Consider the following 26,502-nt stretch of genomic DNA (forward strand, 5'->3'; position numbering starts at 1 on the left):
ACAACAGTATGTCAGCAGCGAAACATTAAAAAACCACATTTTAAGCCAAATAAAAAAACGACGCTTATTTGGCGTCGTTTTTCTTTTTGTTATTACAATTACAGTTTTATTTCAAATTGCTGTAAATATAAGCTTCTATAGCTTTTAATTCCTCATCAGACATTTCTTTGGTAATTGCAAAATTAGTCTGCATTACAGCAAACTGACTCGGATCAACAATTGGATCTGCGTTTCCTTTTAAGAAAGTGGTGATGTCACCTTTTTTGTCTTTATAGATTTTTGCTATTTCCTGAATGCTTGGACCAATAACTTTTTGATCAGGTTGATGGCAAGAAGTACAATTTCCTCTTCCTTCAAAAATTTCTTTTCCTAAATCTATTGGAGTTGTGGCTTTCGCCGATTCGCCTTCGGAAGAAGTTTCTGTTGTACTTTCAGATGACTTTCCAAAAGGTTCCTGACTCTCTTTTTTGCATGAAGCAAATGCTAAAACGGCTGCTAAGAATACTGCTTTTTTCATCTTATTTATTTAAAATTACAGCAGCTTCTTTTGCAAAATAAGTTGAGATGATACTAGCCCCTGCGCGCTTAATGCAATAAAGTTGCTCTATCATAATTTTGTCATGATCAAGCCACCCTCTTTCTGCTGCGGCCTTTACCATCGCGTACTCACCAGATACTTGGTAAACCGCAACTGGCACATGAACGGCGTTTTTTACTTCACGAACGATGTCTAAATAAGCCATTCCTGGTTTTACCATTACGATATCTGCACCTTCTTCAACATCTAATAATGCTTCGCGAATTCCTTCAATTCTATTCGCATAATCCATTTGATATGTCTTCTTGTCTTTTGGGATATTTTGAGAATCTACAGGAGCTGAATCTAAAGCATCTCGGAACGGTCCGTAAAATGCAGAAGCATATTTTGCACTGTAGCTCATAATTCCAACATTGTGATGTCCGTTTTCTTCCAAAGCTTTTCTGATTGCCAAAACTCGTCCGTCCATCATGTCGCTTGGCGCTACAAAATCGGCTCCGGCTTCGGCGTGGCTTAAACTCATTCTGGTTAAAGCATCAACCGTTGCGTCGTTGATCAATTGACCGTTTTCGATAATTCCGTCGTGACCGTAAATTGAATATGGATCAAGAGCAACATCGGGCATTACAATCATTTCCGGAACAGCATCTTTAATCGCACGGATTGTTTGTTGCATCAAACCATCTTTATTCCAAGCCTCGGTACCTTTATTGTCTTTTAAATTATCGCTTACTTTTACGTAAATATTTACCGCTTTGATTCCTAAATCCCAAGCTTCTTTAACTTCTTTGATTGTGTTATCCAACGAATGGCGATAAATTCCAGGCATTGAAGGAATTGCTGATTTTATATCTTTTCCTTCGGCAACAAACATTGGAAGCATAAAATCCTGCGGACTTAAACTTGTTTCACGAACTAAAGAACGAATAGATTCATTAGTTCTTAAGCGACGGTTTCTTTGTAATGGGAACATGTTTTTTTGTTTAAAGTTTAATGTTTCAGGTTTAACTCTGAAAGTATAATGTTTTGTGTTTAATTTTTTATTTAATAGAAGCGTTGTAAATGTCTTTAATTGTGCTGCTTAGCTCATAGTTGAAATTGTCATCAGATTGACCAGCAGAAAGCCCTTCAGATAATGCTCTTGAGAAACTGGCAATCAATCCTTGATTTTGTGACAGCTTTTCATTGGCTTCATCACGAGAATAACCTCCTGATAGCGCAACGACACGAACTACATGCGAGTCAGCCATTAAATCGCTATAGAAATTATTTACGGTTGGAATCGATAGTTTCAACATCACTTTTACATCTTTGTCTAATAAACTAAGCTGTTTTTTGATTTCTTCTTTCAGAATTTCTTCTGACTTTTCTTTATCTGAACTATAAATATCAACTTCTGGCTCGATAATTGGAATTAATCCTTTTGCAAAGATTTGTAAACCAACTGCAAATTGTTGTTCAACAACTTCTCGAATTCCGGCTGGATTGGCCTCTTTAATTACTGAACGCATTTTTGTTCCAAAAACATTTCGTTCTACAGCTCGCGTCAGTAATTCATCCAAATTAGAAATCGGCTTCATGATTTGAACTCCGTTATTTAGATCAGCAAGACCTTTGTCTACTTTTAAAAACGGAACTATATTTTTTTTCTCCCACAAATAATCGGCCGTCCATTGTCCATCGATTTTGCGGTCCATAGTATTTTCGAATAAAATAGCGCCAAGAATATATTGACTGTCAAATGCAGGACTCTTTATAATTCTTGTTCGCATTTCATGAACAAGTGTGTACATTTCTTCATCATTCGTGTAACTGCTTTCCTCTACGCCGTATTGTGCTAAAGCTTTTGGAGTACTTCCGCCACTTTGATCAAGTGCGGCGATAAAGCCTTTTCCGGAATGCATACGATTTAATTGTGCCGTTTTTACATCTGTCTTTTCCATAATAATGATTTTTAATTATTAGAAATCCCTGCTTATGCTTGTTTTTGCTATTTTGAAGGCTTTTTAAAGCCCTATTTTCTCATTTGCCTTGTCATATACTTCTTTTACCTTTTTTGGAGGATCAAATCGATAACCAGCAGAAATTTTTAAAGTGACAATATTATCATTCAATCTCGGATCTACTTTTTCGTCCTGATCAAAGGTTACCGCATTCAGACTGGCAAAAGCAAAGAAACGATCTTGATTATAAGCCAATTTTAAATTTAAATCGGCTTGATATAACGCTGAGGTATCTCCGTCAACATCATTAATTCCGGCGCCCAAACCAATTCCTGCTCCAATTAAAACGCGATCACTTATTACAAAATTATAAAAGTAAGAAGGAGTTAAAGTAAATACGTAAATATCTCCGGGTGTTGTATCAGGCGTATTTAGGTCAATATTGGTGTAATAGAAAGAAAAATTCGGAATAAAACTTCCAGAACTTTTGGTCTGCCATTCGTTTTGATTTACCAATGCCTTAAATGAGAATTTGTCATTAAAAACATAGGAAGTCGATCCGCCAATTTTTGTACTTCGCATATCGGGCATTTGTGCAGTAAAATTATCATCACTTACATAAAACCCTTTTTGATTGATAAAAGTTAAGGACTGCATCCATTTTTTATAATAAAAGCGAGTGTTGAAATTAAAGTTTTTAGAATGGGAATCTCCGGTATTTCCGCCAAGAAATTTCGGAGCAAAACCAATCGTAATATCAATAATCTTGTAATTTAAACTAAAACCGATTTGCTCTTTGCGATTCGGAATGAGATCAAGATAAATCTTCGGATCCTGATTGTCTGATGTAATCTGAAAACTATTTGAAGTGTCTAAATAATAAACGCTCGCCGTAATTTTATCATTATATGATTTAAAATAGGGATTCTGCAAAGTATCATTTTGAGCGAAACACCCAAAAACACTTGCAAAAAACGCTATATAAATCAGTTTTACATCCATTCGCGTGGGTTTTCTAACACATTTACTAATTTCTCTTCTTCGCTTCCTGCTTCTGCATGATGATCGTAAACCCATTGCACATGCGGAGGCAAACTCATTAAAATACTTTCGATTCTTCCATTCGTTTTTAATCCGAATAAAGTTCCTTTGTCATGAACCAGATTAAACTCCACATAACGGCCACGACGAATTTCCTGCCAATTTCTGTTTTCTGGCGTATATGCTAAATTTTTTCTTCTTTCTACAATTGGAACATAAGCTTCCAGGAAACTATTACCAACCTCAGTTACAAAGTTATACCAATTTTCCATTGACATTGATTCATTTGCTTTGCAATAATCAAAAAATAAACCGCCAATTCCGCGCGCTTCATTTCTATGTGCGTTCCAGAAATACGAATCGCATTGTTTTTTATATTTCGGATAAAACTCTGGATTGTGTTTATCGCAAGCCGTTTTACAGGTTTGATGAAAGTGTTTTGCATCTTCTTCAAACAAATAATATGGCGTTAAATCTTGTCCGCCACCAAACCATTGTTCGATAACTTTTCCAGATTCGTCATACATTTCAAAATAGCGCCAATTCGCGTGAACCGTTGGAGTCATTGGGTTTTTTGGATGTAAAACCAAACTTAATCCACAAGCAAAAAAATCAGCTTCTCCGACATTAAACATTTTTTGCATCGTTTCTGGAAGTTTTCCATGAACTGCAGAAATGTTTACACCTCCTTTTTCGAAAACAGCACCGTTTTCAATAACACGTGTTCTTCCGCCGCCGCCTTCTGGACGTTTCCATAAATCTTCACGGAATTTCGTCGTTCCGTCAACAGCTTCTAATCCAGCACAGATTTGGTCTTGTAATTGTTGTATGTATGCGTAAAATTTGTCTTTCATTGTAAATTGTATTCTGATTTAAGTAATCCGAAGTAAACAGTATTTTGTAATGTGCCATCACCATTTCTAAATTCGTCTCTTAAAATTCCTTCTTGTTTAAAATTATGTTTTAATGCAATTCTTTGGCTTGCTATATTTATTTCTGAAGTACAGATGAAAACTTTATTCATCTTCAATTCGTTAAAACAAAAATCGAGTGCCTTAGAAACCATTTCGGATGTAATGCCTTTGCCTTGAAAATCTTCGTCGATAAAATAACCTAATTCACATTTTGAAATGCGGTAATCAATAGTTTTTACACACAAATAACCAATTAGATTATTTGTTTTTATATCGCGGGCGAAGAAATAATATCCTTCGCTATTTCTTTCTTTGTCTTTGTTAACTGAGATAAAATTTTCTGCTTTTTCTGGTGAGTCAGAATTAGCTAGCGTTACAGGGAATGTTTTACCAATGTGATTTTTATTCTTATCAATCAGTTTATAAAACTCTTTAGGAAGAATATTTTCAATTCGGTCTATTTTCCAATCTGTAAAACTCATCTTTATTTGTTTTTTAGAGAAGCAATTTTAGTATTGATTCCGAAAGAAAAAATCCTGCTTTCTGCCTGAATATATTGATAAACGGCCAAAGGCTTATTGTCTAAATTATAGTTTTCAGTTTTAGAAAATTCGACTAAAATATCAGCAAATTGTTCTAATTGTTCCCAATCAAAGGAAAGACGAATCAAGAAAGTAATTAAATCTTCATTCGAAAAATCAATTAAATTTTCAAGATTTAATCCGAATTCTTTGAGTTGATTTTCAATTTCTGTTTTTTGTAAAGCATTCAAAGGATAAGGAACAAAAACAAGAGTTCGTAACGTTTTAAGAACGTTATCAATTCTGATTTTTTCTTCATCTCTTAAACCTTTGTTGAGCATGTTGATTTAAATTAACTCGTTTTTTTTATTCAAAATATACCCGATTGTCTATTGTTGACTGGATATAAATAAAGTTTATTAAAAGAATGATCGCTGGAAGCCAGGCTAAGCCAATAAGTTTAAAATATAATGACTGTTTTTTAATTTTATTATAGTCGATGTAGCCTAAAATATAAAAAGTATACAGTAAAGGCAAAACAAATGAACCAACGGTATAAATGAATATTTCGAACATTTGCTTTTCTCCGGAAAGACTATAATGGCCAAAAATAAAAGTGCTAATTACGTTATACCACCAGATTACAAAAACGAATAGAATGAGTATATTAAATCCAATAAAATTAGGACTTACTTCTTCAATCTTAGAAATAGTATTCTTTTGCAACATAATGATAGTATGAATTTATTCCTGATTTTAAGTTTTAGTATTCAGTTTTACTCAAAAACTGAATACTAAAAATTGTAAACTGAATACTAATTCCCGTATTCCTTCACGGCATCAATAAACGCTTTTGCGTGATCTACAGGGATATTTGGTAAAATTCCGTGACCTAAATTTACGATATATTTATCTTTTCCGAATTCGTCGATCATTTCGTGAACCATTTTCTTGATAGTCGGAATTGGAGAAAGCAATCTTGACGGATCAAAGTTTCCTTGCAAAGTAATGTTTCCACCAGACAAATAACGAGCATTTCTAGCTGAACAAGTCCAGTCAACTCCTAATGCAGAAGCTTTACTTTTACCCATATCGCCAAGAGCAAACCAACAACCTTTTCCGAAAACAATAACTGGAGTAATTTCAGCTAAAACATCAACAATCTGGTTGATGTATTTCCATGAAAATTCCTGATAATCAACAGGAGAAAGCATTCCTCCCCAAGAATCAAAAATCTGAACCGCATTTACTCCCGATTTTACTTTTTCTTTTAAGTATAAAATAGTCGTATCGGTGATTTTTTGTAATAAAGTATGCGCTGCAACTGGGTTTGAAAAGCAAAATCCTTTCGCAGTATCAAAACTTTTAGAACCTTTTCCTTCAACAGCATAACAGAAAATTGTCCAAGGCGAACCTGCGAAACCAATTAACGGAACTTCATCATTCAGCATTTCTTTAGTCAATTTCACAGCATCAAAAACATAACCTAATGTTTCATTCACATCTGGAACAAAAACTTGATTCACTTGTTCCATTGTACGAATTGGATCTGGAATAATCGGACCCAAATTATCTTTCAATTCTACATGAATTCCCATTGCGCGAGGCACTACCAAAATATCTGAGAATAAAATCGCAGCATCCGGAGCAATTCTACGGATTGGTTGAACTGTAATTTCAGCAGCTAATTCTGGAGTTTCGCAACGCGTAAAAAAATCATATTTATCACGCAGTTCTCTAAATTCAGGTAAATATCTTCCTGCCTGACGCATCATCCATACTGGCGGACGCTGAACTGTTTCTCCTTTTAATGCTTTTAAAAATAGGTCGTTTTTTAACATTTTTTTCTTTGCTTTAGGCTTTAAGCTTTAGGCTTTAAGCTTGTTTAATTATGATTTTTTTGCTTACGGCTTACTGCCTAAAGCTTATTGCTTTGATTTATTTGTATTCGTGAATTACATCTTCGATTACGTCTTCAATTGTGGGTTGATCTGCGATGATGATATTTTTTGTGATTTTTGATAAAGCTTCTGCGGTGGTTTCGCCAATGCAGAAACAGATTTGTTTGTTTATAGTATTGTCTTTCAGATAACTTTTAACTCCAGACGGACTAAAAAACAAAATCGCTTCAGGATTTGCTTTTATTTTCTGAGGCTGTAGCGTAGTTTCATAAACCTGAATTTCATTGAATTTAATTCCGTTTTCTTTTAAAGCTTCTGGCAAAGTGTCTCTTCTTAAATTTCCGCTGAAAAAAGTGTAGCTTTCATTTCCATAAATTAAAGTAATAATTTCAGCTAAATCAGAAGCGTAACCTGTGTAAGCCACAACATTAAATCCGTTATCTGTCAATAAAGTTTTGGTTTTAAGTCCAACGCAGTACACGTTTTTCTTTTTTAGATCTTCTGATTTTGGATCTGATAAAACACTGTGAACGGCATTCTGACTTGTAAAAATCAGACTTTCGTTGAGGTCTTTTAATTCGAAAGGTTTATTTTCGGTTTTAATGAAATCGGCTTCGATTACTTCGACGCCATATTTCATTAGTTCTTGCTTATGAAGAGGAGATAATATTTTTGTAGATACTATTTGAACTGGATTTGCCATTATTTCTTCAGAGATTCTTTAATTTTCTGCATTAATTCCGTTCCTCCATTATTCAAAATTTCCTGAGCTGAATTAAAACCTAATTTTTTCCATTCTGAAATATCAACCGTTTTGTTGATTTCCAATTTTTGTTTTCCATCAACAGAAAGTAAAACACCTTGAAAATGCAAAGTGTCTTCATCTTCATTGTAAGTAACCAAAGCTCCAATTGGTGCTGTACAACCACCTTCTAAAGTTCTCAAAAACTGACGCTCAATGTAAGTACAAATTTCAGTTTCAATATGATTTAATTGCGAAAGCGCATCTAAAGTATAGTTGTCATTTTCCATTGCCACAACAAGCATCGCTCCTTGAGCCGGAGCCGGAATCATCCAATCTAAATTGATATAATTTTCTGGTTTTAAATTGATTCTTTCCAAACCTGCAGCTGCAAAAACAGCTCCATCCCAATTATTGTCTTGCAATTTTTGCATACGTGTATTTACATTTCCGCGTAAATCAACTACAGTATGATTTGGGTATTTATTGTACCAAAGTGCCTGGCGACGTAAACTTCCGGTCGCAATAGTGCTTGGATTTTCGAAATCAGGATTTCCTTTATGAACCAAAATATCTAAAACATTGGCTCTTTCTAAAACAGCTCCTTGAACAATTCCTTTTGGCAAAGCCGTTGGAACATCTTTCATAGAATGCACGGCAATATCAATATCGCCATTGATCATAGCGATGTCAAGTGTTTTGGTAAAAATTCCAGTAATTCCTAATTCATAAAGTGGCTTATCAAGAATAATGTCGCCCTGAGATTTAACCGCAACAATTGAGGTTTTATAACCTAAGTCGTTTAGTTTTTTCTCTACAGTGTGTGCTTGCCAAAGTGCTAATTCGCTGTCACGCGTTCCTATTCTGATTGTCTTTTCTGCCATGATTTGTTTTTTGAACCATATAAGTTATATAAGGAAATTTAAGCAGCTTGAACTTAAAGACAACAATTAAGCGTTGTGGTTAAATGAACTTATATAACTTATATGGTTTAAAATTTTATTTAAGATGCTTTTATTTTGAAGACTTTTTCGATCCATTCGATGCTTTCATCGACCATGGTATCGTCGTCTTTTAAATGGTTTGCAAAATGAGTAGTGATTTTCTGAATGATTCTATTACTGATGATTTCAGCTTGTTCTTCATTGAAATCAGCGATTTTTTTGCTTTGGAAATCCAATTCCGAAGCTTTGATCGCGTTTAGTTTTTCTTTTAAGGCGTTAATTGTTGGGGCAAATTTTCTGCCTTTCATCCAAATAACAAATTCTTCTTTGATTTCTTCAATAATTGCTTCAGCCGCAGGAATGTGTAATTTTCTGTTTTCCAACGTTTCATCCGTCAATTGAGACAAATAATCCATGTGAATCAACGTTACACCTTCTAATTCCTCAACGTTTTCATGAACGTTTTTCGGAATAGATAAATCCAGAATCAACAAAGGTTTTTTAAGATTCAATATTGCTTTGTCAACCGTTGGATTTTGAGCGCCGGTTGCCACAACAACAACATCGGCTTTTTGAAGTTCTAAATGTAATTCAGAATAATCTTTAACAATCAGATTTAATTTTCCGGCCAATTTCTCCGCTTTGTCTTTCGTTCTGTTGATTAAAGTAATGTGTTCGTTTTTAGTGTGTTTTACTAAATTCTCACACGTATTTCTTCCGATTTTTCCAGTTCCAAAAAGTAAAATGTTTTTATTGCTGATATCTTCAACATTCTTCAAAATATATTGTACCGATGCAAAAGAAACCGAAGTAGCACCAGAACTAATTTCTGTTTCCGTTTTAATTCTTTTGCTCGCCTGAATTACCGCATTCACTAATCTTTCCAGAAAAGCATTCGCCAAACCTAAAGATTTTGAATGGATAAAAGACGTTTTAATTTGGGATATAATTTCGAAATCACCTAAAATCTGACTGTCTAAACCAGTTCCTACACGAAATAAGTGATTGATTGCTTCCTGATTTTTGTAAACGAAACCAACTCTTTGAAAAGCATCAACAGAGCCGTTGCTATTATCGCAAATCAATTTTATTAATTGAAATGGATGTTCTGCAAAACCGTAGATTTCGGTTCTGTTGCAGGTTGAAGTAACTAATAAACTTTCTATTCCTTCGTTTTTAGCTTGTTCCAGTAAACGAGTCTTCGCAACTGCATCCAAACTAAATTGACCTCTGACCTCAGCATCAGCTTTTTTATAACTCAGACCAACTGAGTAAAAATAAAGGTGTTTCGGTACGTTATTGTTTTCCATAAATTCACTTTCATAAAAGTGCAACAAAATTATTACTATACCATCGATAAAAATAACGCTAAAAGTACTTTTTATGTCGCTGTATGTTTTTTTGAACCTAAATAGGTGTTTTTGAGTAAAAAGGACTATTTTTGTAGCAAAATCAACTCATTTCAAGTGATTAGTTTAGAGTGATTCTAAATAACATTTCGCGTTAGTTTTGATTTTAGTTTAAAAAAAATATCGCTATGAGTTCTCAAGAAGTTATAAAAATTGAAGACGACTTTACGCTGATCCGTTTTCAAAATGACAGTTTAGAGCCATTTTATGCGCAGCATGAAATAGGTACTGGTCTGATACAGTTCCACTTCGGGATAAAAGGCAATGCTAAATTTTTGTTCAATCAAGGTTCTTATGCTTTGGATTTGAAGGAAGAAAAATCACTGCTTTTATACAATCCGCAGAAAGAATTACCGCTTAATTTAGAATTGGCTCCAAACTCGTGGGTGATTTCGGTAATTGTTTCCATCAAAAAATTTCACGCGTTGTTTTCTGCTGAAGCCGATTATATTACGTTTTTAAGTCCTGATAATAAGGACAAAAAGTATTATAACGAAGGAAATATAAGTCCGTCAATGGCGATTGTTTTGAGTCAGTTGTTTCATTATAATCTTCATCCATCTATAAAAAACCTTTATTATAAAGGAAAAGGATACGAATTATTGAGTTTGTATTTTAATAGAACCGAAGATCCAAATGCAGAACAATGTCCGTTTTTGATTGATGAAGACAACGTTCTAAAAATACGAAGAGCAAAAGAAATCATTATCGCCAATATGGCCGAACCACCGGGATTACAAGAACTGGCTGATGAAATTGGTTTGAATTTGAAGAAACTTAAAATGGGTTTCAAACAAATTTACGGAGATACGGTTTACGGTTTCCTTTTTGATTACAAAATGGATTTCGCCCGAAAACTATTAGACAGCGGTTCGTATAATGTAAATGAGGTTGGACTTAAAATAGGTTATAGCACGGGAAGTCATTTTATAGCAGCATTCAAGAAAAAGTTCGCGACAACTCCAAAGAAGTATTTAATGTCGATTAATGCGAATGTGTAATTTTTTTTTAGCCACGACCCGAGCGACAGCGAACAGGCGAAGCAATTCACGAATTTAATCTGCTTAAATCTGTGTAAATCTGCGTGAAAAATTTCACGAATTATCCAAATCGATTTTAAATATTCTACAATAATTAAAAAGTAATAATTATCATATTTCGAATAAAGTACAGCGTTTACTTTTGACGAAATTTTTAAAAACAAATAAAAAGCTTAAAGTCTAGCACTTAAAGCCAAAAGCAAAAAACATGAAAGGCGTATTATTAGTAAATCTTGGGTCTCCAGAAAGTCCAACTCCAAAAGATGTAAAACCTTATTTAGACGAATTTTTAATGGATAAATACGTGATCGACGTTCCGTATTTATTGAGAGCATTATTAGTTCGTGGAATTATTTTAAGAAAAAGACCAGAAGAATCGGCGCACGCTTACGCAAAAATTTGGTGGGATGAAGGTTCTCCTTTAGTAGTATTGTCTGAAAGAATGCAGAAAAAGGTTCAGCCTCTTGTAAATGTTCCAGTTTCTTTAGCGATGCGTTACGGAAGCATGACAATAGAAAAAGGACTTCAGGAATTAAGTGATAAAGGAGTTACAGACGTAATGCTTTTTCCTTTGTATCCGCAATATGCAATGGCTTCAACTTTAACTATTTTAGTAAAGGCCGAAGAAATTCGCAAGAAGAAATTCCCTCACATGAAATTTAAAGATGTTCCGGCATTTTACAATAAACCGGATTACATCAAAAACTTAGCCGATTCCATTCAGAAACATTTAATTGGTTTTGATTACGATCATTTATTGTTTTCTTACCACGGAATTCCAGAACGTCATATTCGCAAAACCGATGTGACTAAATCGCATTGTAAAATTGACGGATCTTGCTGCAACACGCCTTCGCCAGCGCATGATTTTTGTTATCGTCACCAATGTTACGAAACAACAAGACAAGTTGTGAAATTATTGGGACTTCCTGAAGATAAATACAGTCTGACATTTCAATCGCGTTTAGCGGGAGACAAATGGTTAGAACCTTATACAGATGTTGAAATTGATAACATGCCTGCAAAAGGAATCAAGAAATTAGCAGTTGTAACACCAGCTTTCGTTTCAGATTGTTTAGAAACTTTAGAAGAAATCGCCATGCGCGCCAAAGAAGATTTTGAAGCAAAAGGTGGCGAAGAGTTCTTGGCAATTCCATGTTTGAATGATGATGATGAATGGTGCCAGACGGTTTCTAACTGGATTAACGATTGGGCTAAATAGAAGAAAGAGGCAAGAGTAAAGAAAAAAGACTTTATGGAATATTATAACTATCTAAAATCACTGCACTTAATTTTTGTAATCACTTGGTTTGCGGGTTTGTTTTATATTGTGCGTTTGTTTGTGTACCAAATTGAAGCGAATGAGAAACCTTCACCAGAAAAAGAAATTCTTCAGGCGCAATACAAAATAATGGCCTACCGTTTGTGGTACATTATTACGTGGCCGTCGGCAGTTTTGGCGAGTATTTTTGCTTTTTGGATGCTGTTTTTTACAGACGCTGGTCATATTTGGATTAAAATGCCGTGGATGCATGTAAAATTGTGTTTCGTTTTTCTTTTATATTTATATCACGGAAAATGCCATCAGATTTTTAAACAATTGCAAAATGATGAGGTAAAATATTCCAATAATTTTATGCGTTTGTGGAATGAAGGTGCAACGATTATTTTATTTGCCGTTGTCTTTTTAGTAGTTTTAAAAAGCGCCATCAATTGGATTTTCGGCGTAATCGGAATTATATTGTTTTCGGTTTTAATAATGCTGGGATTCCGATTTTACAAGAGAATTAGAGAGAGAAAATAGTTATGAGTTTTGAGTTATGAATTATGAGTTGTAAGTTTATGACACATAACACATAATTCATAACTCATAATTTATAACTAAAAAAACATGTTTAACAACTTCAAAATGTCAATGCTATCGCTTCGTACCAGGATTTTCCTGTCGATGATTGTATTGATTGTTGTGGCATCTTTTTTATTGGCTTCGATTTCGATTATTCAGTTTAAGACTGAAGCAAAAGAATATCATCAAGAACGTTTAGAACGAAAAGAAAATGCGGTAAAAGAACACATCAATTATGTGCTTTCGACTACAACTTACCCGCTGAAAACCCAAAATCTGGATTTGATTTTTAAAGATAAAATCCACGAATTAGCTCAGATTCATAAAATCGAAATCAATATTTATAGTCTTGACGGAAAACTATTAAAATCTTCAAAAGAGTCTTTCGCTGTTGATAAAGCGCCGCCGCCAATTCCGGAATATATTTTGAAATTGGTTCGCTCTTCGATTGAAAAACGATTTGTAGACATTAAAACTATAGACGGAGTTAAAAACCGATCTTCATACAGTTTAATTAAAGACGAAAAATTCAAACCACTCGGAATTCTGAATCTTCCTTATTTAGAAGACGATGGTTATTATGATAATGAGTTGAATACCTTTTTAATTCGTTTAAGTCAGGTATATTCTTTTATGCTGATTGTCGCTTTTGGATTAGCATATTTCCTTTCTACTTATATTACAAAATCACTGAAAACCATTTCAGATCGTTTGGAAGAAACCAATCTGGATCAGAAAAACGAAAAAATTGTTCTGGAAGCCAATAGCAAAGAAGTCAATTTCCTGATAAAAGCGTATAACGGAATGGTTGACAAACTGGAAACGAGTGCGATTAAATTAGCGCAAAGTGAACGTGAAGAAGCCTGGCGCGAAATGGCGAAACAAGTCGCGCACGAAATTAAAAATCCGCTTACGCCAATGCGTTTAACAGTGCAGAGTTTTCAAAGAAAATTTGATCCAAGCGCTCCTGACGTTAAACAGAAGATGAATGATTATTCCGAAACCTTAATTCAGCAGATTGACACGATGACAGCAGTGGCTTCGGCATTTTCGAACTTTGCTTCAATGCCGGCGCAACAAAATGAAACATTAAATGTTGTTGAGGTTGTTGAATTAGCTTTGGATATTTTCAATGAAGATTATATTTCTTTTGAAAGTGATGAAGAAGAAATCATTTCTACTATGGATCGTACACAATTAATTCGTGTGATTACCAATTTGGTTAAAAATGCAACTCAGGCAATTTCTGAAAGTCAGTTTCAAAAATCAATTATTGTTACGGTAAAAAGAAGAAATAACAATGTTGAAATCGCCGTGAAAGACAACGGAATCGGGATTCAAAAACAAGATATCGGTAGAATTTTCGAACCAAAATTCACCACCAAAACCAGTGGAATGGGACTTGGACTCGGAATTATCAAAAACATCATAGAAAATTATAAAGGAACAATTACCTTTGAATCAACATACGGAAAAGGAACCACTTTTAGAGTTTCTTTGCCTATTACAAACTCATAAAATTAGCGTCATGAATTACGAAAATATTTTAGTTGCAATAGAGGAGAGAGTTGCAACCATTACAATTAACAGACCAGCAAAACTGAATGCTTTAAACAAGGAAACAATCAGTGATTTGAGCAAAGCAATTAAATTGTTAAGCAAAAATGAGGAAGTTCGCGCTATAATTTTAACCGGAAGTGGTGAAAAAGCTTTTGTTGCTGGAGCCGATATTTCGGAATTTGCAAACTATACCGTTGTTGAAGGTGCGCAATTAGCTGCGGAAGGTCAGGAAACTTTATTTGATTTTATCGAAAATCTTAAAAAGCCAGTTATTGCAGCCGTTAATGGTTTTGCATTAGGCGGCGGATTAGAATTAGCAATGGCTTGTCATTTTAGAGTCGCTTCAGATAATGCAAAAATGGGATTGCCAGAAGTTACTTTAGGATTAATTCCGGGTTACGGAGGGACACAACGTTTGCCTCAATTGATTGGAAAAGGTCGCGCAATGGAAATGATCATGACTGCAGCTATGATTTCTGCCGAAGAAGCAAAACAATACGGTTTAGTAAATCATGTTGTGCCTCAAGGCGAACTTTTATCTTTCACAACTGTAATTGCACAAAAAATCATAAAAAATGCACCGTTTGCTATTGCAAAAGCAATAAAAGCAATAAACGCTAATTTCGAAGATGGTAAAAATGGATTTGATACGGAGATTAAATCTTTCGGAAAATGCTTCGGAACACAGGATTTTAAAGAAGGAACAACGGCCTTTTTGGAGAAACGTAAAGCCGAATTTACAGGTAAATAATTTTTTCTCAACTGCAAAGGTCGCAAGACATTACGCAAAGCACACAAGGAAAATTAAAAAACTTTGCGAACCTTGCGTAAATCTTTGCGACCTTTGCGGTTAAATAAACATCACAATATGTCCTACGAACCAATATTTGCCCTTTTTTGTGAACGAGTTAAAGAAAGTATCCAAGCCGGAACTTTCGCAAAACTGACTTTGGCAAAAACAATGGGCGACACCGAAATCAAAAACATCTATTTCAGATTGGTTTTGAATGAAGATAACACATTCTCAATTTCCCTGACGACTCGATATAAAACAGAAGAAATTGAAAGCATTCATAGTTTAGATGAAGCTTTATTGATTCTTGGTACTTATATAAAAAATCCTTTTTTGACTGCTTTACTTTTTACAACAGAAAACGATCTTACTTTCAAAGTAAATAAAAAGAACGCAGGAAGTATTATTGAGCAGCCGCCGACATTTAAAAATGCATCTCCGGTTATGCTGGAAATGATTGAAAAAGGTATTGTGTAAAAGATTATATTTCAATTAAATTGAAAATTAAACCCGTAAAAGCTAAAATAGTTTTTACGGATTTTTTTTGGCTTTTTTTTATATTATTAAGTCTTTTATAAACATATGCGCCTAAAAAGTAACGATAATTTTGCAAAAAATTATATAGCTTTTTAAAATGAAAGAATACAGAGTAAAAAAGGGAATAAGGATATTAATTTACATTTCAGCGTCATTAGGAATTCTATTCTATGGCGCATTTATAATTGATATTTTATCTCCTTCAGGTACAATTACTCAATCAGGAGAAGAAAAATTATGGCTTCCGCCTTTATTTATGTTAATGATTGTTCTTATGATTGTAGCAATAATTTCTACAAAGAAAAGAAGAGTGATCATTACAGATGAATCTATTTGTATAATTGGTTTTCTAAAAAAGAGAGAGTTAAAGTTTACGGAAATAAAAGGCTTTAAAACTAGGACAAATCCTAAAATACGTCAGTTAGAGGATATTGTTGTTGAGCCAATAGATCGAAGTAAGAAGACTATTGTATTTAAAAATACGATTGAAAATTCTTCGGAAATTAAAGCTATTTTGGCTTCCAAAGTTATTGACTTTGATAAGGGAAAAAGAGAAGCGACTGACAAAATTATAGAAGATGAAAAACAAGAAATATTATCAAATCAAGAGTTTGGAATTTCTTCTAAAGAAAGAGAAGATCAACTAAAAAAGGCTCGATTAACTTCTTACGTTTTGACTGGTGTCGGAATATTTGTGACTTTTTGGACAATATTTTTCCCTAATCCGTATGAATATGCAATTATTGCCTGTATTGCTGTGCCATTGATAACACTTGCAGTAATAAAATTCTGGAAGGGATTAATTAGAGTCGATGGAGCAAAAAACAGCGTTTATCCAAATGCAACTTATCCATTAATAGCTCCTGGAATCGCACTTTCTTTTCGTATGTCGCTCGATTTTTCGATTGATGATTATTCAAATGTTTGGATTCCTGCAATAGCAATTGCGATTACTTATACTGGAATTCTATTGTCATTTAGTAAACACCTTTCATTTAAGAAAGGAAAAGATTTGTTTTCAATTTTATGGTTTGCTATTTTTTCATTTGTTTATGGATTCGGGACAGTTATTGCGACAAATTGTGTGTTTGACAAATCGGATCCGCAAATGTTTTCAAGCGAAGTAGTGAACAAAGAGATGCGTGAAGACAAGGTCACGAGTTACTATTTATATCTGTTACCTTGGAATAATAAAACAGAAACAGAAAAGGTTTCCATAGATTCCGATTTATATGACTCTCTAAATGAAGGTGATGAAGTTTCTGTTTATTTGTTTGAGGGAAGATTTAACATTCCTTGGATTGTAGTAGATCATAAAAGATAATCATCAATTTATATTCTTTTAGAATGGATTCAATTACATTAAAAGAGAAATTTTTAAGAAAAGCAGTTCTAGTTACCAAAATTATCAATTATACAAGTGCCGGAATTATAGTTTGGATTTTAAAATTTCCTACTTTTTATAATTATATGGTAATTGTCTGTTTTTTAATGCCAATTATTGGGATACTGCTTTTTAGATTATCAAAAGGAATAATAAAAATAGAAGCGAAGAGAAATAGTTCTACGAATGTTTTAGCTGCTTTTTTTCCTCCTATTTTTTTGGCATTTCGAATACATTCCGATTTTAATATAGTGAATTATTCTAATGTGTGGTTTTCTGTTGCAATTATGACAATCCTTTTTTCAGCAATTTTTTTAATTGTAAATAGAAAATATCTGCAGATTGAAAATTGGTATAGAACTATACTTAGAATTGTTCTTTTTTCATTTATATATGTTTTTGGTGTAGTTATAGGTTTTAATTGTGTCTTCGACAAATCAAAACCTCAAATATTTACATCAACTGTTAATCATATGCGTATTCAAAGTGTAGGAATTAAATCATATGATATAGAGGTTATATCTGAAGAAAAACAATCTGAAGCAATAAAATTGACAATAGATAAAAATACCTACAATGAATTGGAAGTAGGTAGGAATGTAACGATTTATGTATTTAAAGGGTTATTTAATATTTCTTGGGTTGAAGCGGGAAGATAAATAAAGAGGTTTTAAAAAATTGAATCTACCTAAACCAACTTCACAAACAAATTTGAAGCAATTTTATTCGAAATTGATAATTCCCTGCCATCTACTTTAATTTTCACCGATAAATCGAAAGATTCTTTAGAAAGAAATTCAATTTTAGAACCCAAAGCAATTCCTTGTTTGTCCAGATATTTCAAAAACTCTGATGAAGTATCTTTAACGCCAACACAAACACCGGTTTGGTTTTCTTCTAATTCAGATAAAAGATGCTTTTCAATTTTAATAATTCGGCCATTTGCATCTGGAATTGGATCGCCGTGTGGATCTTCAGTCGGATTTCCCAGAAAATCATCTAAACGGTTAATCAATTGCTCCGATTTGATGTGTTCCAATTGTTCAGCGATATCATGAACCTCATCCCAGCTGAAATTTAGTTTTTCAACTAAAAATACTTCCCATAAGCGATGTTTTCTAACAATCATTTTGGCAGCTAGTTTTCCGTTTTCTGTCAAAGAAACGCCTTGGTATTTTTTATAGTTTACCAAATCTTTCTCTGCCAGCTTTTTAAGCATATCGGTTACAGAGGAAGCTTTTGTTTCCATGATTTCAGCAATAGCATTAGTGCTAACTTCAGTTTCTAAAGCTGCTGTAAGGTGGTATATCGATTTTAGATAGTTTTCTTCTGAAAAAGTCATTTTTTAAAGATTCTAAGATTCTAAGTTGTTAAGGTTCTAAGTTTTCTTTTTAGGCTTTTTTGAAAAACCTTAGCAACTTAGAATCTTAGCATCTCAGCACCTTCATTTAACAATCAACAAAGGTATTGAAATTTTATGTCTCAATTTATCTACTGTTGTGCCAAAAAGAATATCTTTTAATCCAGTGTGGCCGTGGGTTCCCATCACTAAAATATCAAAGTTGCCTTCGTTTATTATTTTTGGAATTACTTTGTTGGGTTTTCCAAAACCAAGTTTGGTTTCAATATTGAACCCTTTTTCTGAAAGCATTTTTTTGTATTCTAAAAGAAGCTTTTCATCGATAGTCGTTTCGTGGTCATGTACATTCACACCATACATCAAAGCGCCAACAGTTTCTACAATGTGAATAAGCGTGTATTTAGCGTCCATTCCGCCGAGCTCAAAAGCACGATTTAGTGCGGCTTCATCGGCATTTGAAAAATCTACTGAAATTGCGATATTCTTTACAGCGTGGCTTTCCTTTGGCGTAAATTTTAATTTTAAATTGTGAGGCGAATGATTAATGGTTTTTGCTTTAGCTTTTGCAATAAAAGGTTTAAAAACAATGTATAACAATAATCCGGCAAAAGCAAAAGCAAGCGGAACAACAGTCAACCAAAGAACCGTTGGATGATTTGAACTTTCAAGCCATGAAGTGATTTCGTCGTAAACTAATTTTGCGTTCAAAGAAACAATGATTGCGGCGATAATCCATGAAACGACCTGCGTGGTTTTTGAAATATGAAAACCATTCATTTTGGATTTATCACTCACAAAATGAATAAGCGGAATAATCGCAAATCCCAACTGAAGACTCAGAATAACCTGGCTTAAAATCAACAGTTTTCCCGTTACGCTTTCGCCATAAATGTAAATCACGATTAAAGCGGGAACAATTGCAATTAAACGTGTTATGATTCGGCGAACCCAAGGCTGAATTCTTAAATGTAAATATCCTTCCATTACAATTTGGCCAGCTAAAGTTCCGGTAACAGTCGAGCTTTGTCCGGCTGCAATTAGGGCAACAGCAAATAGAATTGGAGCCCATTTAGTTCCCAATAGCGGTTCAAGAAATTGATGCGCGTCTTGAATTTCAGCAACTTCAAACATTCCGTTTTTGTGGAATGTTGCGGCAGCAAGAATCAAGATGGCAGCATTTACAAAAAAAGCCAAATTCAAAGCAATTGTTGAATCGATGAGGTTGTATTTTAAAGCTTGTTTGATTCCAGCTGGAGTTCGGTCAAATTTTCTGGTTTGTACCAAAGAAGAATGTAGATAAAGATTGTGAGGCATTACTGTTGCACCAATAATCCCGATTGCAATATATAAAGCAGCCGAATTTGGGATAGAAGGAATAAGACCAGCAAGGATTTTTGGAACTTCAGGTTGTGCAAAAATCATTTCGAAAATGAAAGAAAAACCAATAATTGCGACCAAAACAATTATAAACGCTTCCATTTTACGAATTCCTTTGTTGATCAAGAATAATAGGAGAAAAGTGTCTAAAACAGTAATTAAAACACCTTCAAGCAATGGAATTCCAAATAAAAGATTAATTCCGATCGCCATTCCGAGAACTTCGGCCAAATCACAGGCAGCAATGGCAATTTCCGCAAGAAAATATAAAATGTAGTTGATGTATTTAGAATAGGTTTCTCTTGAAGCTTGCGCCAAATCGCGCTGTGTGACAATTCCAAGTCTTGCGCTTAAGCTCTGCAAAAGCAAAGCCATTAAATTGCTCATCAATAAAACCCAAACAAGTGTATAACCAAACTGACTTCCGCCAGCGATATCTGTTGCCCAGTTTCCAGGATCCATATAGCCAACACTGACTAAATATGCGGGGCCTAAAAAAGCTAATATTTTCCTGAATCCTGTTTTTTTATGCTCTGTAGCAACCGATTGGTTTACTTCTTCTAAAGATTTGGTCATTGTAGAAATGTTGTTTTAACAAATATATGTAAAAATTATATTCGCTGAACAATATTTTTAGGCAAGTCTAAAACTTAGATGTTAGAATTTAAACAATTCGGGCATAATCCTGACAATGTAAAATTGATTTCTTTGACTTTGTAATTATGAGGCATAATATAACTTGGCTTTACATTTTCGAGACACGTTATTTCATGACAGTTTTCACAGCTAAAATGAGCATGATTATGTATGTGGACACGCTGGTTAGAATGATTGCATTTTGCATATTTTACCGTTCCATCGAGGTTGGAAATTTTGTGAACAATATCGTCGTTAACTAGTCGGTCGAGGATTCTATAAATGGTGACGCGATCGCAAACGTCGTTTAATTGTTTTTGAATTTCGGTGTGTGAGAGCGCAGTTCTTGATTTTTCAAAAACCTCTAAAACGGCCGTCTTTGCTGTAGTGTTACGTGTAGTTTTCATTTTTTTGAATTAAAAATTTTATCGCAACATTGTTGCAAATGATAAAATTGTGATATATTTGCAACTAAATTGCATTAAGCAAATCTACAAAATATGAAGAAAACAACAACATCTTTTTACGATATTTTAGGAATTTCAAGCGCGACATTTTGCCTCGTTCATTGTTTGATTTTTCCTGTTCTGACAATCCTTCCTTTAGGGCTAATTCATAACCCAATAATCGATTTGATTTTTGCTTCTTTTGGTTTATTTGCAATAATCAAAATTATAAAAAAATCGTCGCTTTTAGTGTCGTCAATTTTAGTTGTTTCGATGAGTTTAATTTGGATCAGTATTTTGAGTGAAATAGTGTTTGAAATACATCTCGATTTAATTTACTTCGGCGGAATCGGAATGATCATTGGACATTTATTGAATTACAATTTGCACAAAAAACAAAATCATTAAAAACGGTCAATATGAAACAGAAGAATTTTGATGTGATTATCATTGGCGGAAGCTATAGCGGATTATCGGCAGCCATGAGTTTAGGACGTTCGCTCCGTCAGATTTTGGTTATTGACAGCGGTTTGCCTTGCAACAGACAGACACCGCATTCACATAATTTCATTACACAAGATGGTGAAAAGCCAGCTGCTATTTCGGCGAAAGCCAAATTACAAGTTGATCTTTATAAAACCGTTCATTTTTATAAAGGTCTTGCAGTAAAAGCAATTAAAAAAGAAAATGGATTCGAAGTTTCAACCGAATCTGGCGAAGTTTTCATTTCCAGAAAAATTCTGTTTGCGAGCGGTGTTAAAGATTTGTTTCCTAAAATAAACGGTTTTACAGATTGCTGGGGAATCTCGGTTTTGCATTGTCCGTATTGTCATGGTTATGAAGTGAAAAATGAAAAAACAGCTATTATTGCAAATGGCGAAATGGCCTTTGAATACGCAAAATTAATCTCGAACTGGACTGAAGATTTGAGATTATGCACGAATGGAAAATCTGAATTGACTTTGGAACAAACTCAAACTCTGCAGAAAAAAGGCATTTCAATTTTCGAAGAAGAAATATATTCGTTTGAGCATAATTATGGATATGTTTCAAATATTGTTTTCAGAAATAAAGAAAAAATTGATGTAAAAGCTATTTATTCGAAACCGCCATTTGAGCAACATTGTTCATTACCAGCAGATTTGGGTTGTGATATAAACGAACAAGGTTTAGTAAAAGTAGATGCCATGCAAAAAACAAGTATTTCAGGAATTTATGCGAGTGGTGATTGTACAACACAAATGCGATCTGTAGCTATTGCGGTTTCTACAGGTTCTTTTGCCGGGGCGGTTATCAATAAAGATCTTATTGATGAAGATTTTGCTTGACGTGTTTAAATAAAAATCTAACACATTGAATCCAATCCGTTTAAAATTATTGCAAATAGAAACAATATTTGTCAAATTTAATTTTTAGTTTTGTCTAAATTTAATTTTATAATAATGAAATATTTATTTTTGACAATATTAATAATTTCTGCTACACGCCTTTATTCACAAAATATCTCGGGAAAAATTGACGGATTAATTCCTGCAGGACAGGGAATTAATATCAGCTTATTAAATACAAACTTTAAAACGCAAACTGATTCAGTTGGATTTTATAAATTAGAAAATGTTCCGAAAGGTGTCTATAAAATAGTTGTGAAATCGGATGGATTCAAAACGATAAATCAGAAAATTTCGGTTTTAGAAAATCAAAATTTAAATCTTGATTTTGAATTGACAGAAGATCAAAACGAATTGAATGAAGTTGTCGTTTCTGGAACTTTAAAACCAGTAAAACGTTTGGAAAGTGCCGTTCCGGTTGAGGTTTATTCGCCAGTTTTCTTCAAAAAAAATCCGACACCAAGTATTTACGATGCGCTGCAGAATGTGAATGGCGTTCGGCCACAGCTTAATTGCGGTGTCTGCAACACGGGTGACATTCATATTAACGGATTGGAAGGTCCTTATACTTTGATTTTAATTGACGGAATGCCAATTGTAAGCAGTCTTTCTACGGTTTATGGTTTATCTGGAATTCCGAATTCTTTGGTTGAACGAATCGAAATTGTAAAAGGTCCGGCTTCGTCTCTTTACGGAAGTGAAGCGGTTGGCGGTTTGATCAACATTATAACCAAAAATCCAACAAATGCTCCAATGTTTTCTGCGGATTATTTTACGACGACTTATTTCGAAAACAATCTTGATTTGGGAATGAAGTTTAATGTCGGCAAAAAAGCCAACTCACTTTTGGGGCTGAATTATTTCAATTACAATCAGGTTATTGATAAAGACAAAGACAATTTTACGGATGTGACGCTTTCTGACCGAATTTCGGTTTTTAATAAATGGAGTTTTCTGCGAAATAATAATCGGCTTTTTACGGTTGCTGTACGTGGAATGTACGAAGATCGTTGGGGCGGAGATGTGCGTTGGGAAAAGAAATTCCGCGGAGGCGATGAAATTTACGGCGAAAGTATTTATACCAAAAGAGCCGAGTTAATAGGAAGTTATCAATTGCCATTTGAAGAAAAACTTATGCTTTCGTTCTCTGGAAATGTACATTATCAGGACAGCCGATACGGAACGACATCGTATATCGCGAATCAGAAAATTGGTTTTCTGCAATTGACTTGGGATAAAAAAATCCGACGAAATGATTTATTGGCCGGAATCGCAAGCCGATATTCCTATTATGATGACAACACAACGGCAACCAAAGAAGCGGAAAGCACTTGGCTTCCGGGAATTTTTGTTCAGGACGAAATTACATTTTCTTCAAAAAGCCAGGTTTTGCTCGGAATGCGTTATGACTATAATTCAATTCACGGTTCTATTTTTACGCCGAGATTTGCATACAGATTCAAAGCCAATGAAAACACGATTTTCCGTTTAAATGCGGGAACGGGTTTTAGAGTTGTGAATTTGTTTACCGAAGATCACGCCGCGTTAACAGGTTCCAGAGATGTTGTAATTGCGAATGATTTGAAACCGGAACAATCTGTAAATGTGAATTTAAATTATATCCAGAAAATTAATTTTGGCAACGGAACTTTTATGGGTATCGAAACAACAGCTTTTTATACGCGTTTTAGCAATAAAATCATTTCTGACTATGAAAGTGACCCAAATAAGATTATTTATGATAATATCGACGGATATGCGTTGAGTCAGGGAATAAGTACGAATATTGATCTTAATTTTCCTTCTGGGTTAAAATTTATTGTCGGAGCGACGGTTTTGGATAATAAAAATGTTCAAAACGGAATTTCTGAAAGACCTTTTTTAACGGAGAATTTCACTGCAACCTGGAGCGTTTCATACAAAATACAACCGTGGAATTTAGGAATTGATTATACAGGAAATGTTTACAGTCCGATGAAATTGCCTTTGCTGAGCGAAACAGATCCGCGAAGTCCAAATTCGCCTTGGTACAGCATTCAGAATATTCAGTTTACCTTTACGGGTTGGAAGAATTTTGAACTTTATGGCGGTATCAAAAATTTGCTGAATTTTACGCCGATGCAAAAAAATCCGTTTTTGATTTCGAGAACAAATGATCCTTTTGATAAAAATGTGCAATACGATTCGGCCGGAAAAGTTTTGGTAACGCCTGATAATCCTTATGGTTTGACGTTTGATACGACTTATGTTTATGGACAAAACCAGACGATTCGTGGATTTTTAGGATTGCGATATACTTTGCGATAAAATTTTATGGGTCACAGATTATACGGATTGAACTGATTTTTTTAGATTTTAATTTGCATTTGTCAGGCTGAACGGAGTCGAAGCCCCGCTCCAATTGGCGAGCCCTTCGACTCCGCTCAGGGTGGCAACCAGAAAAAAAATCATTTTAATCTGTGACTCGAGCGATAGCGAACAGGCGAAGCAAATCTGGGCAAAAAACAAAAAACAATGAAAAAGCTATTTCTATTAATCTTCTTCTTCGGAATTTCAGCTACAGGTTTTTGTCAGCTGAAAAGCTATTCTTTTGAAGAAATTGATAGCTTACAACAAATTCAAAAACGAAAAATCATTGTTTTTATTCATACCGATTGGTGTCAGTTTTGCCAAAGAATGAAAGCGACAACATTTAAAAATCCTGAAATCATTCAAAAATTAAATTCAGAATTCTATTTCATTGATTTTAATGCCGAGGAAAAACAAGATATTTCGTTTAATAATCATGTTTTTAAATTTCAGCCTTCAGGAAATAATGTTGGCGTTCATGAACTGGCTTTACAACTCGGAACAATTAATAATCAAATTGCATATCCGACTTTATGTGTTTTGAATGAGAGAAACGAAATCATTTTTCAATATAATATCTATTTGAGTCCAAATGATTTTAAAATTCTTTTAGAAAAACTGGAAAAATAAAATTCCTTATTTTTGAGAATGAATTCTTCACAAATCAAACATTTCGATTACATTTTTACCGGCGCCGGATTGGCTTCTTTAATGACAATTTATAAAATGGTTTTGTCTGGTAAATTCTCAGATAAATCAATTTTATTGCTTGATAAAGACTCAAAGAAAATCAACGACAGAACATGGAGTTTCTGGGAAAAAGAAGAATCAATTTGGAAATCGATTATCTCCAAAAAATGGGATTCAGCTTTGTTTGTGAATGAAAATTTCAAACGCAATTTAGCGTTGAAGCCTTATCAATACAATAAAATCAATGGTTTAGATTTTTATAATTTCGTTTTTGAGAAAATTTCGAATCAGACGAATATTACATTTTTGAATGAAAAAGTAACGGATATCAATGAACTCGAAAACCATGTTTTTGTTGGAACAGAAGAAAACAGATACACTTGTAATTATTTATTCAATAGTATTTACACGAAGGCTTTCGCCGAAAGTCAAACCAAATATCCCGTTTTACAACAACATTTTGTTGGTTGGTTTGTAAAATCAGAATCAGAAGTTTTTAATCCGGAACAAGTCACTTTCATGGATTTTTCGGTTGAACAAAAAGGAAATACAAGGTTTATGTATGTTTTACCGACTTCAAAATCTGAAGCTTTGATAGAATATACTTTGTTTTCAGAAAATCTTCTGACGAAAGATGAATATGAAAAGGAGATTCAAATCTATTTGGAAAAACTGGGAATTTCTCAATATGAAATTATAGAAAAAGAACAGGGAAGTATCCCGATGACTTCTTATCCATTTTGGAAAAAGAGCACAAAAAGAGTTTTAAATATTGGTACTGCCGGCGGTTGGACAAAAGCGAGTACGGGTTATACTTTTAAAAACTCGGATAAGAAATCTTCAGAATTGGTGAAATTTCTTGGTGTTCCTTCGACTTCGCTCAGGATGACAATGTTTTATAAGAGGAATAGATTTTGGTTTTATGATTTACTGCTTTTAGATATCTTATATCGTCATAATGAATTGGGGAGTTCAATTTTTTCTTCGTTATTCAAAAAAGGAAATCCCAAGCTGATTTTTAAGTTTTTAGATGAAGAAACGAATCTGTTTGAAGATTTTAAAGTGATTTTGAAATGCCCAAAATTCCTTTTTATTAAGGCATTATTCCGAGTTTTATTCAAATAATTTTTTACATCTTTTAGA

28 protein-coding genes are annotated in these 26,502 nt (G+C 33.9%); 13 read left to right on the top strand and 15 right to left on the bottom strand.

Annotated features, from left to right (window positions below; all coding sequences use genetic code 11):
• Window positions 1–106: 106 nt before the first annotated feature.
• From FN795_RS14895 to hemA, 12 genes are all read right to left on the bottom strand, one after another.
• Complete coding sequence (locus FN795_RS14895; RefSeq protein WP_142451335.1) at window positions 107–517, bottom strand: c-type cytochrome; 411 nt, start codon at window positions 515–517, stop codon at window positions 107–109.
• A 1-nt stretch (window position 518) separates the two neighbouring features.
• Window positions 519–1,511, bottom strand: coding sequence for a porphobilinogen synthase (hemB, locus tag FN795_RS14900; RefSeq protein WP_115887722.1), 993 nt, complete (start codon window positions 1,509–1,511; stop codon window positions 519–521).
• Between the two features lie 67 nt (window positions 1,512–1,578).
• Entirely contained in the window at window positions 1,579–2,481 is a 903-nt protein-coding gene (locus FN795_RS14905) for a fructose bisphosphate aldolase (RefSeq protein ID WP_142451336.1), read from the bottom strand.
• Window positions 2,482–2,544: 63 nt separating this feature from the next.
• The gene (locus tag FN795_RS14910) at window positions 2,545–3,483 is read right to left on the bottom strand and encodes a DUF4421 family protein (protein WP_142451337.1); all 939 of its coding nucleotides are present in this window, start codon (window positions 3,481–3,483) and stop codon (window positions 2,545–2,547) included.
• On the bottom strand, window positions 3,474–4,376 hold the full coding sequence (gene hemF / locus FN795_RS14915) for an oxygen-dependent coproporphyrinogen oxidase (protein WP_142451338.1): 903 nt from the start codon (window positions 4,374–4,376) through the stop codon (window positions 3,474–3,476). The genes FN795_RS14910 and hemF overlap by 10 nt, the downstream gene beginning before the upstream one ends.
• Window positions 4,373–4,918, bottom strand: a complete 546-nt coding sequence (locus FN795_RS14920; protein ID WP_142451339.1) for a GNAT family N-acetyltransferase — start codon at window positions 4,916–4,918, stop codon at window positions 4,373–4,375. Before FN795_RS14920 ends, hemF begins: the two co-directional genes overlap by 4 nt.
• Before the next feature lie 2 nt (window positions 4,919–4,920).
• Entirely contained in the window at window positions 4,921–5,298 is a 378-nt protein-coding gene (locus tag FN795_RS14925; RefSeq protein ID WP_142451340.1) for a hypothetical protein, read from the bottom strand.
• Window positions 5,299–5,323: 25 nt separating this feature from the next.
• Window positions 5,324–5,686 (bottom strand): hypothetical protein, encoded by a 363-nt coding sequence (locus FN795_RS14930; protein WP_142451341.1) that lies wholly within the window; start codon window positions 5,684–5,686, stop codon window positions 5,324–5,326.
• Between the two features lie 86 nt (window positions 5,687–5,772).
• On the bottom strand, window positions 5,773–6,798 hold the full coding sequence (gene hemE / locus FN795_RS14935; protein WP_142451342.1) for a uroporphyrinogen decarboxylase: 1,026 nt from the start codon (window positions 6,796–6,798) through the stop codon (window positions 5,773–5,775).
• A 97-nt stretch (window positions 6,799–6,895) separates the two neighbouring features.
• Window positions 6,896–7,561, bottom strand: coding sequence for a uroporphyrinogen-III synthase (locus tag FN795_RS14940; protein WP_142451343.1), 666 nt, complete (start codon window positions 7,559–7,561; stop codon window positions 6,896–6,898).
• Window positions 7,561–8,484, bottom strand: a complete 924-nt coding sequence (gene hemC / locus FN795_RS14945; protein ID WP_142451344.1) for a hydroxymethylbilane synthase — start codon at window positions 8,482–8,484, stop codon at window positions 7,561–7,563. The genes FN795_RS14940 and hemC overlap by 1 nt, the downstream gene beginning before the upstream one ends.
• A gap of 119 nt (window positions 8,485–8,603) precedes the next feature.
• The gene (gene hemA / locus FN795_RS14950; RefSeq protein WP_035652641.1) at window positions 8,604–9,854 is read right to left on the bottom strand and encodes a glutamyl-tRNA reductase; all 1,251 of its coding nucleotides are present in this window, start codon (window positions 9,852–9,854) and stop codon (window positions 8,604–8,606) included.
• Window positions 9,855–10,081: 227 nt separating this feature from the next.
• On the opposite strand from hemA, the gene FN795_RS14955 reads away from it, so the two are divergent.
• The 8 genes from FN795_RS14955 to FN795_RS14990 all read left to right on the top strand — a co-directional run bounded on the left by FN795_RS14955 (window position 10,082) and on the right by FN795_RS14990 (window position 17,772).
• On the top strand, window positions 10,082–10,954 hold the full coding sequence (locus FN795_RS14955; RefSeq protein ID WP_035652643.1) for a helix-turn-helix domain-containing protein: 873 nt from the start codon (window positions 10,082–10,084) through the stop codon (window positions 10,952–10,954).
• A 247-nt stretch (window positions 10,955–11,201) separates the two neighbouring features.
• Window positions 11,202–12,215: a ferrochelatase gene (hemH, locus tag FN795_RS14960; protein WP_142451345.1), complete on the top strand. Its 1,014-nt coding sequence runs from the start codon at window positions 11,202–11,204 to the stop codon at window positions 12,213–12,215.
• A gap of 33 nt (window positions 12,216–12,248) precedes the next feature.
• Complete coding sequence (locus tag FN795_RS14965; RefSeq protein WP_142451346.1) at window positions 12,249–12,797, top strand: CopD family protein; 549 nt, start codon at window positions 12,249–12,251, stop codon at window positions 12,795–12,797.
• Window positions 12,798–12,941: 144 nt separating this feature from the next.
• The gene (locus FN795_RS14970) at window positions 12,942–14,357 is read left to right on the top strand and encodes an ATP-binding protein (protein ID WP_142451729.1); all 1,416 of its coding nucleotides are present in this window, start codon (window positions 12,942–12,944) and stop codon (window positions 14,355–14,357) included.
• A 10-nt stretch (window positions 14,358–14,367) separates the two neighbouring features.
• Complete coding sequence (locus tag FN795_RS14975) at window positions 14,368–15,150, top strand: enoyl-CoA hydratase/isomerase family protein (protein WP_142451347.1); 783 nt, start codon at window positions 14,368–14,370, stop codon at window positions 15,148–15,150.
• 117 nt (window positions 15,151–15,267) lie between these two features.
• The gene (locus FN795_RS14980; protein WP_142451348.1) at window positions 15,268–15,669 is read left to right on the top strand and encodes a hypothetical protein; all 402 of its coding nucleotides are present in this window, start codon (window positions 15,268–15,270) and stop codon (window positions 15,667–15,669) included.
• 157 nt (window positions 15,670–15,826) lie between these two features.
• Window positions 15,827–17,053 carry a hypothetical protein gene (locus FN795_RS14985; protein WP_142451349.1) on the top strand — a complete coding sequence of 409 codons (1,227 nt, stop codon included), beginning with the start codon at window positions 15,827–15,829 and terminating at the stop codon, window positions 17,051–17,053.
• Window positions 17,054–17,076: 23 nt separating this feature from the next.
• Window positions 17,077–17,772 carry a hypothetical protein gene (locus FN795_RS14990; RefSeq protein WP_142451350.1) on the top strand — a complete coding sequence of 232 codons (696 nt, stop codon included), beginning with the start codon at window positions 17,077–17,079 and terminating at the stop codon, window positions 17,770–17,772.
• Between the two features lie 29 nt (window positions 17,773–17,801).
• On the opposite strand, the gene FN795_RS14995 is transcribed toward FN795_RS14990, so the two are convergent.
• From FN795_RS14995 to FN795_RS15005, 3 genes are all read right to left on the bottom strand, one after another.
• Window positions 17,802–18,455 carry a metal-dependent transcriptional regulator gene (locus FN795_RS14995; protein ID WP_142451351.1) on the bottom strand — a complete coding sequence of 218 codons (654 nt, stop codon included), beginning with the start codon at window positions 18,453–18,455 and terminating at the stop codon, window positions 17,802–17,804.
• Window positions 18,456–18,557: 102 nt separating this feature from the next.
• The gene (locus FN795_RS15000) at window positions 18,558–20,426 is read right to left on the bottom strand and encodes an Nramp family divalent metal transporter (RefSeq protein ID WP_142451352.1); all 1,869 of its coding nucleotides are present in this window, start codon (window positions 20,424–20,426) and stop codon (window positions 18,558–18,560) included.
• A 74-nt stretch (window positions 20,427–20,500) separates the two neighbouring features.
• The gene (locus tag FN795_RS15005; protein WP_081909399.1) at window positions 20,501–20,893 is read right to left on the bottom strand and encodes a Fur family transcriptional regulator; all 393 of its coding nucleotides are present in this window, start codon (window positions 20,891–20,893) and stop codon (window positions 20,501–20,503) included.
• 93 nt (window positions 20,894–20,986) lie between these two features.
• On the opposite strand from FN795_RS15005, the gene FN795_RS15010 reads away from it, so the two are divergent.
• From FN795_RS15010 to FN795_RS15030, 5 genes are all read left to right on the top strand, one after another.
• Window positions 20,987–21,340 (top strand): MerC domain-containing protein, encoded by a 354-nt coding sequence (locus FN795_RS15010; protein ID WP_142451353.1) that lies wholly within the window; start codon window positions 20,987–20,989, stop codon window positions 21,338–21,340.
• An 11-nt stretch (window positions 21,341–21,351) separates the two neighbouring features.
• A complete protein-coding gene (locus FN795_RS15015; RefSeq protein ID WP_142451354.1) occupies window positions 21,352–22,260 on the top strand; it encodes an NAD(P)/FAD-dependent oxidoreductase in 909 nt (302 codons plus the stop codon).
• Window positions 22,261–22,374: 114 nt separating this feature from the next.
• Window positions 22,375–24,627 carry a TonB-dependent receptor gene (locus tag FN795_RS15020; RefSeq protein ID WP_142451355.1) on the top strand — a complete coding sequence of 751 codons (2,253 nt, stop codon included), beginning with the start codon at window positions 22,375–22,377 and terminating at the stop codon, window positions 24,625–24,627.
• A gap of 207 nt (window positions 24,628–24,834) precedes the next feature.
• Window positions 24,835–25,299 carry a thioredoxin family protein gene (locus FN795_RS15025; RefSeq protein WP_142451356.1) on the top strand — a complete coding sequence of 155 codons (465 nt, stop codon included), beginning with the start codon at window positions 24,835–24,837 and terminating at the stop codon, window positions 25,297–25,299.
• Between the two features lie 18 nt (window positions 25,300–25,317).
• Window positions 25,318–26,484 carry a lycopene cyclase family protein gene (locus FN795_RS15030; RefSeq protein ID WP_142451357.1) on the top strand — a complete coding sequence of 389 codons (1,167 nt, stop codon included), beginning with the start codon at window positions 25,318–25,320 and terminating at the stop codon, window positions 26,482–26,484.
• The last annotated feature ends 18 nt before the right edge of the window (window positions 26,485–26,502 follow it).

Source organism: Flavobacterium resistens (assembly GCF_900182645.1).
In the GTDB taxonomy this organism is placed as follows: Bacteria; Bacteroidota; Bacteroidia; order Flavobacteriales; family Flavobacteriaceae; genus Flavobacterium; species Flavobacterium resistens.

Bases quoted from the DNA above. Each gene is read 5' to 3' on its own strand.
- FN795_RS15020 (WP_142451355.1), top strand. From the start codon at position 22,375: ATGAAATATTTATTTTTGACAATATTAATAATTTCTGCTACACGCCTT.
- FN795_RS14925 (WP_142451340.1), bottom strand. From the start codon at position 5,298: ATGCTCAACAAAGGTTTAAGAGATGAAGAAAAAATCAGAATTGATAAC.
- hemH (WP_142451345.1), top strand. From the start codon at position 11,202: ATGAAAGGCGTATTATTAGTAAATCTTGGGTCTCCAGAAAGTCCAACT.
- FN795_RS14990 (WP_142451350.1), top strand. From the start codon at position 17,077: ATGGATTCAATTACATTAAAAGAGAAATTTTTAAGAAAAGCAGTTCTA.
- FN795_RS15030 (WP_142451357.1), top strand. From the start codon at position 25,318: ATGAATTCTTCACAAATCAAACATTTCGATTACATTTTTACCGGCGCC.
- FN795_RS14930 (WP_142451341.1), bottom strand. From the start codon at position 5,686: ATGTTGCAAAAGAATACTATTTCTAAGATTGAAGAAGTAAGTCCTAAT.
- FN795_RS14970 (WP_142451729.1), top strand. From the start codon at position 12,942: ATGATTGTATTGATTGTTGTGGCATCTTTTTTATTGGCTTCGATTTCG.
- FN795_RS14995 (WP_142451351.1), bottom strand. From the start codon at position 18,455: ATGACTTTTTCAGAAGAAAACTATCTAAAATCGATATACCACCTTACA.
- FN795_RS15000 (WP_142451352.1), bottom strand. From the start codon at position 20,426: ATGACCAAATCTTTAGAAGAAGTAAACCAATCGGTTGCTACAGAGCAT.
- FN795_RS14920 (WP_142451339.1), bottom strand. From the start codon at position 4,918: ATGAGTTTTACAGATTGGAAAATAGACCGAATTGAAAATATTCTTCCT.
- hemF (WP_142451338.1), bottom strand. From the start codon at position 4,376: ATGAAAGACAAATTTTACGCATACATACAACAATTACAAGACCAAATC.
- hemC (WP_142451344.1), bottom strand. From the start codon at position 8,484: ATGGCAGAAAAGACAATCAGAATAGGAACGCGTGACAGCGAATTAGCA.
- hemB (WP_115887722.1), bottom strand. From the start codon at position 1,511: ATGTTCCCATTACAAAGAAACCGTCGCTTAAGAACTAATGAATCTATT.
- hemA (WP_035652641.1), bottom strand. From the start codon at position 9,854: ATGGAAAACAATAACGTACCGAAACACCTTTATTTTTACTCAGTTGGT.
- FN795_RS14965 (WP_142451346.1), top strand. From the start codon at position 12,249: ATGGAATATTATAACTATCTAAAATCACTGCACTTAATTTTTGTAATC.
- FN795_RS15005 (WP_081909399.1), bottom strand. From the start codon at position 20,893: ATGAAAACTACACGTAACACTACAGCAAAGACGGCCGTTTTAGAGGTT.
- FN795_RS14955 (WP_035652643.1), top strand. From the start codon at position 10,082: ATGAGTTCTCAAGAAGTTATAAAAATTGAAGACGACTTTACGCTGATC.
- FN795_RS14980 (WP_142451348.1), top strand. From the start codon at position 15,268: ATGTCCTACGAACCAATATTTGCCCTTTTTTGTGAACGAGTTAAAGAA.
- FN795_RS15015 (WP_142451354.1), top strand. From the start codon at position 21,352: ATGAAACAGAAGAATTTTGATGTGATTATCATTGGCGGAAGCTATAGC.
- FN795_RS14975 (WP_142451347.1), top strand. From the start codon at position 14,368: ATGAATTACGAAAATATTTTAGTTGCAATAGAGGAGAGAGTTGCAACC.
- FN795_RS14895 (WP_142451335.1), bottom strand. From the start codon at position 517: ATGAAAAAAGCAGTATTCTTAGCAGCCGTTTTAGCATTTGCTTCATGC.
- hemE (WP_142451342.1), bottom strand. From the start codon at position 6,798: ATGTTAAAAAACGACCTATTTTTAAAAGCATTAAAAGGAGAAACAGTT.
- FN795_RS15025 (WP_142451356.1), top strand. From the start codon at position 24,835: ATGAAAAAGCTATTTCTATTAATCTTCTTCTTCGGAATTTCAGCTACA.
- FN795_RS15010 (WP_142451353.1), top strand. From the start codon at position 20,987: ATGAAGAAAACAACAACATCTTTTTACGATATTTTAGGAATTTCAAGC.
- FN795_RS14905 (WP_142451336.1), bottom strand. From the start codon at position 2,481: ATGGAAAAGACAGATGTAAAAACGGCACAATTAAATCGTATGCATTCC.
- FN795_RS14985 (WP_142451349.1), top strand. From the start codon at position 15,827: ATGAAAGAATACAGAGTAAAAAAGGGAATAAGGATATTAATTTACATT.
- FN795_RS14910 (WP_142451337.1), bottom strand. From the start codon at position 3,483: ATGGATGTAAAACTGATTTATATAGCGTTTTTTGCAAGTGTTTTTGGG.
- FN795_RS14940 (WP_142451343.1), bottom strand. From the start codon at position 7,561: ATGGCAAATCCAGTTCAAATAGTATCTACAAAAATATTATCTCCTCTT.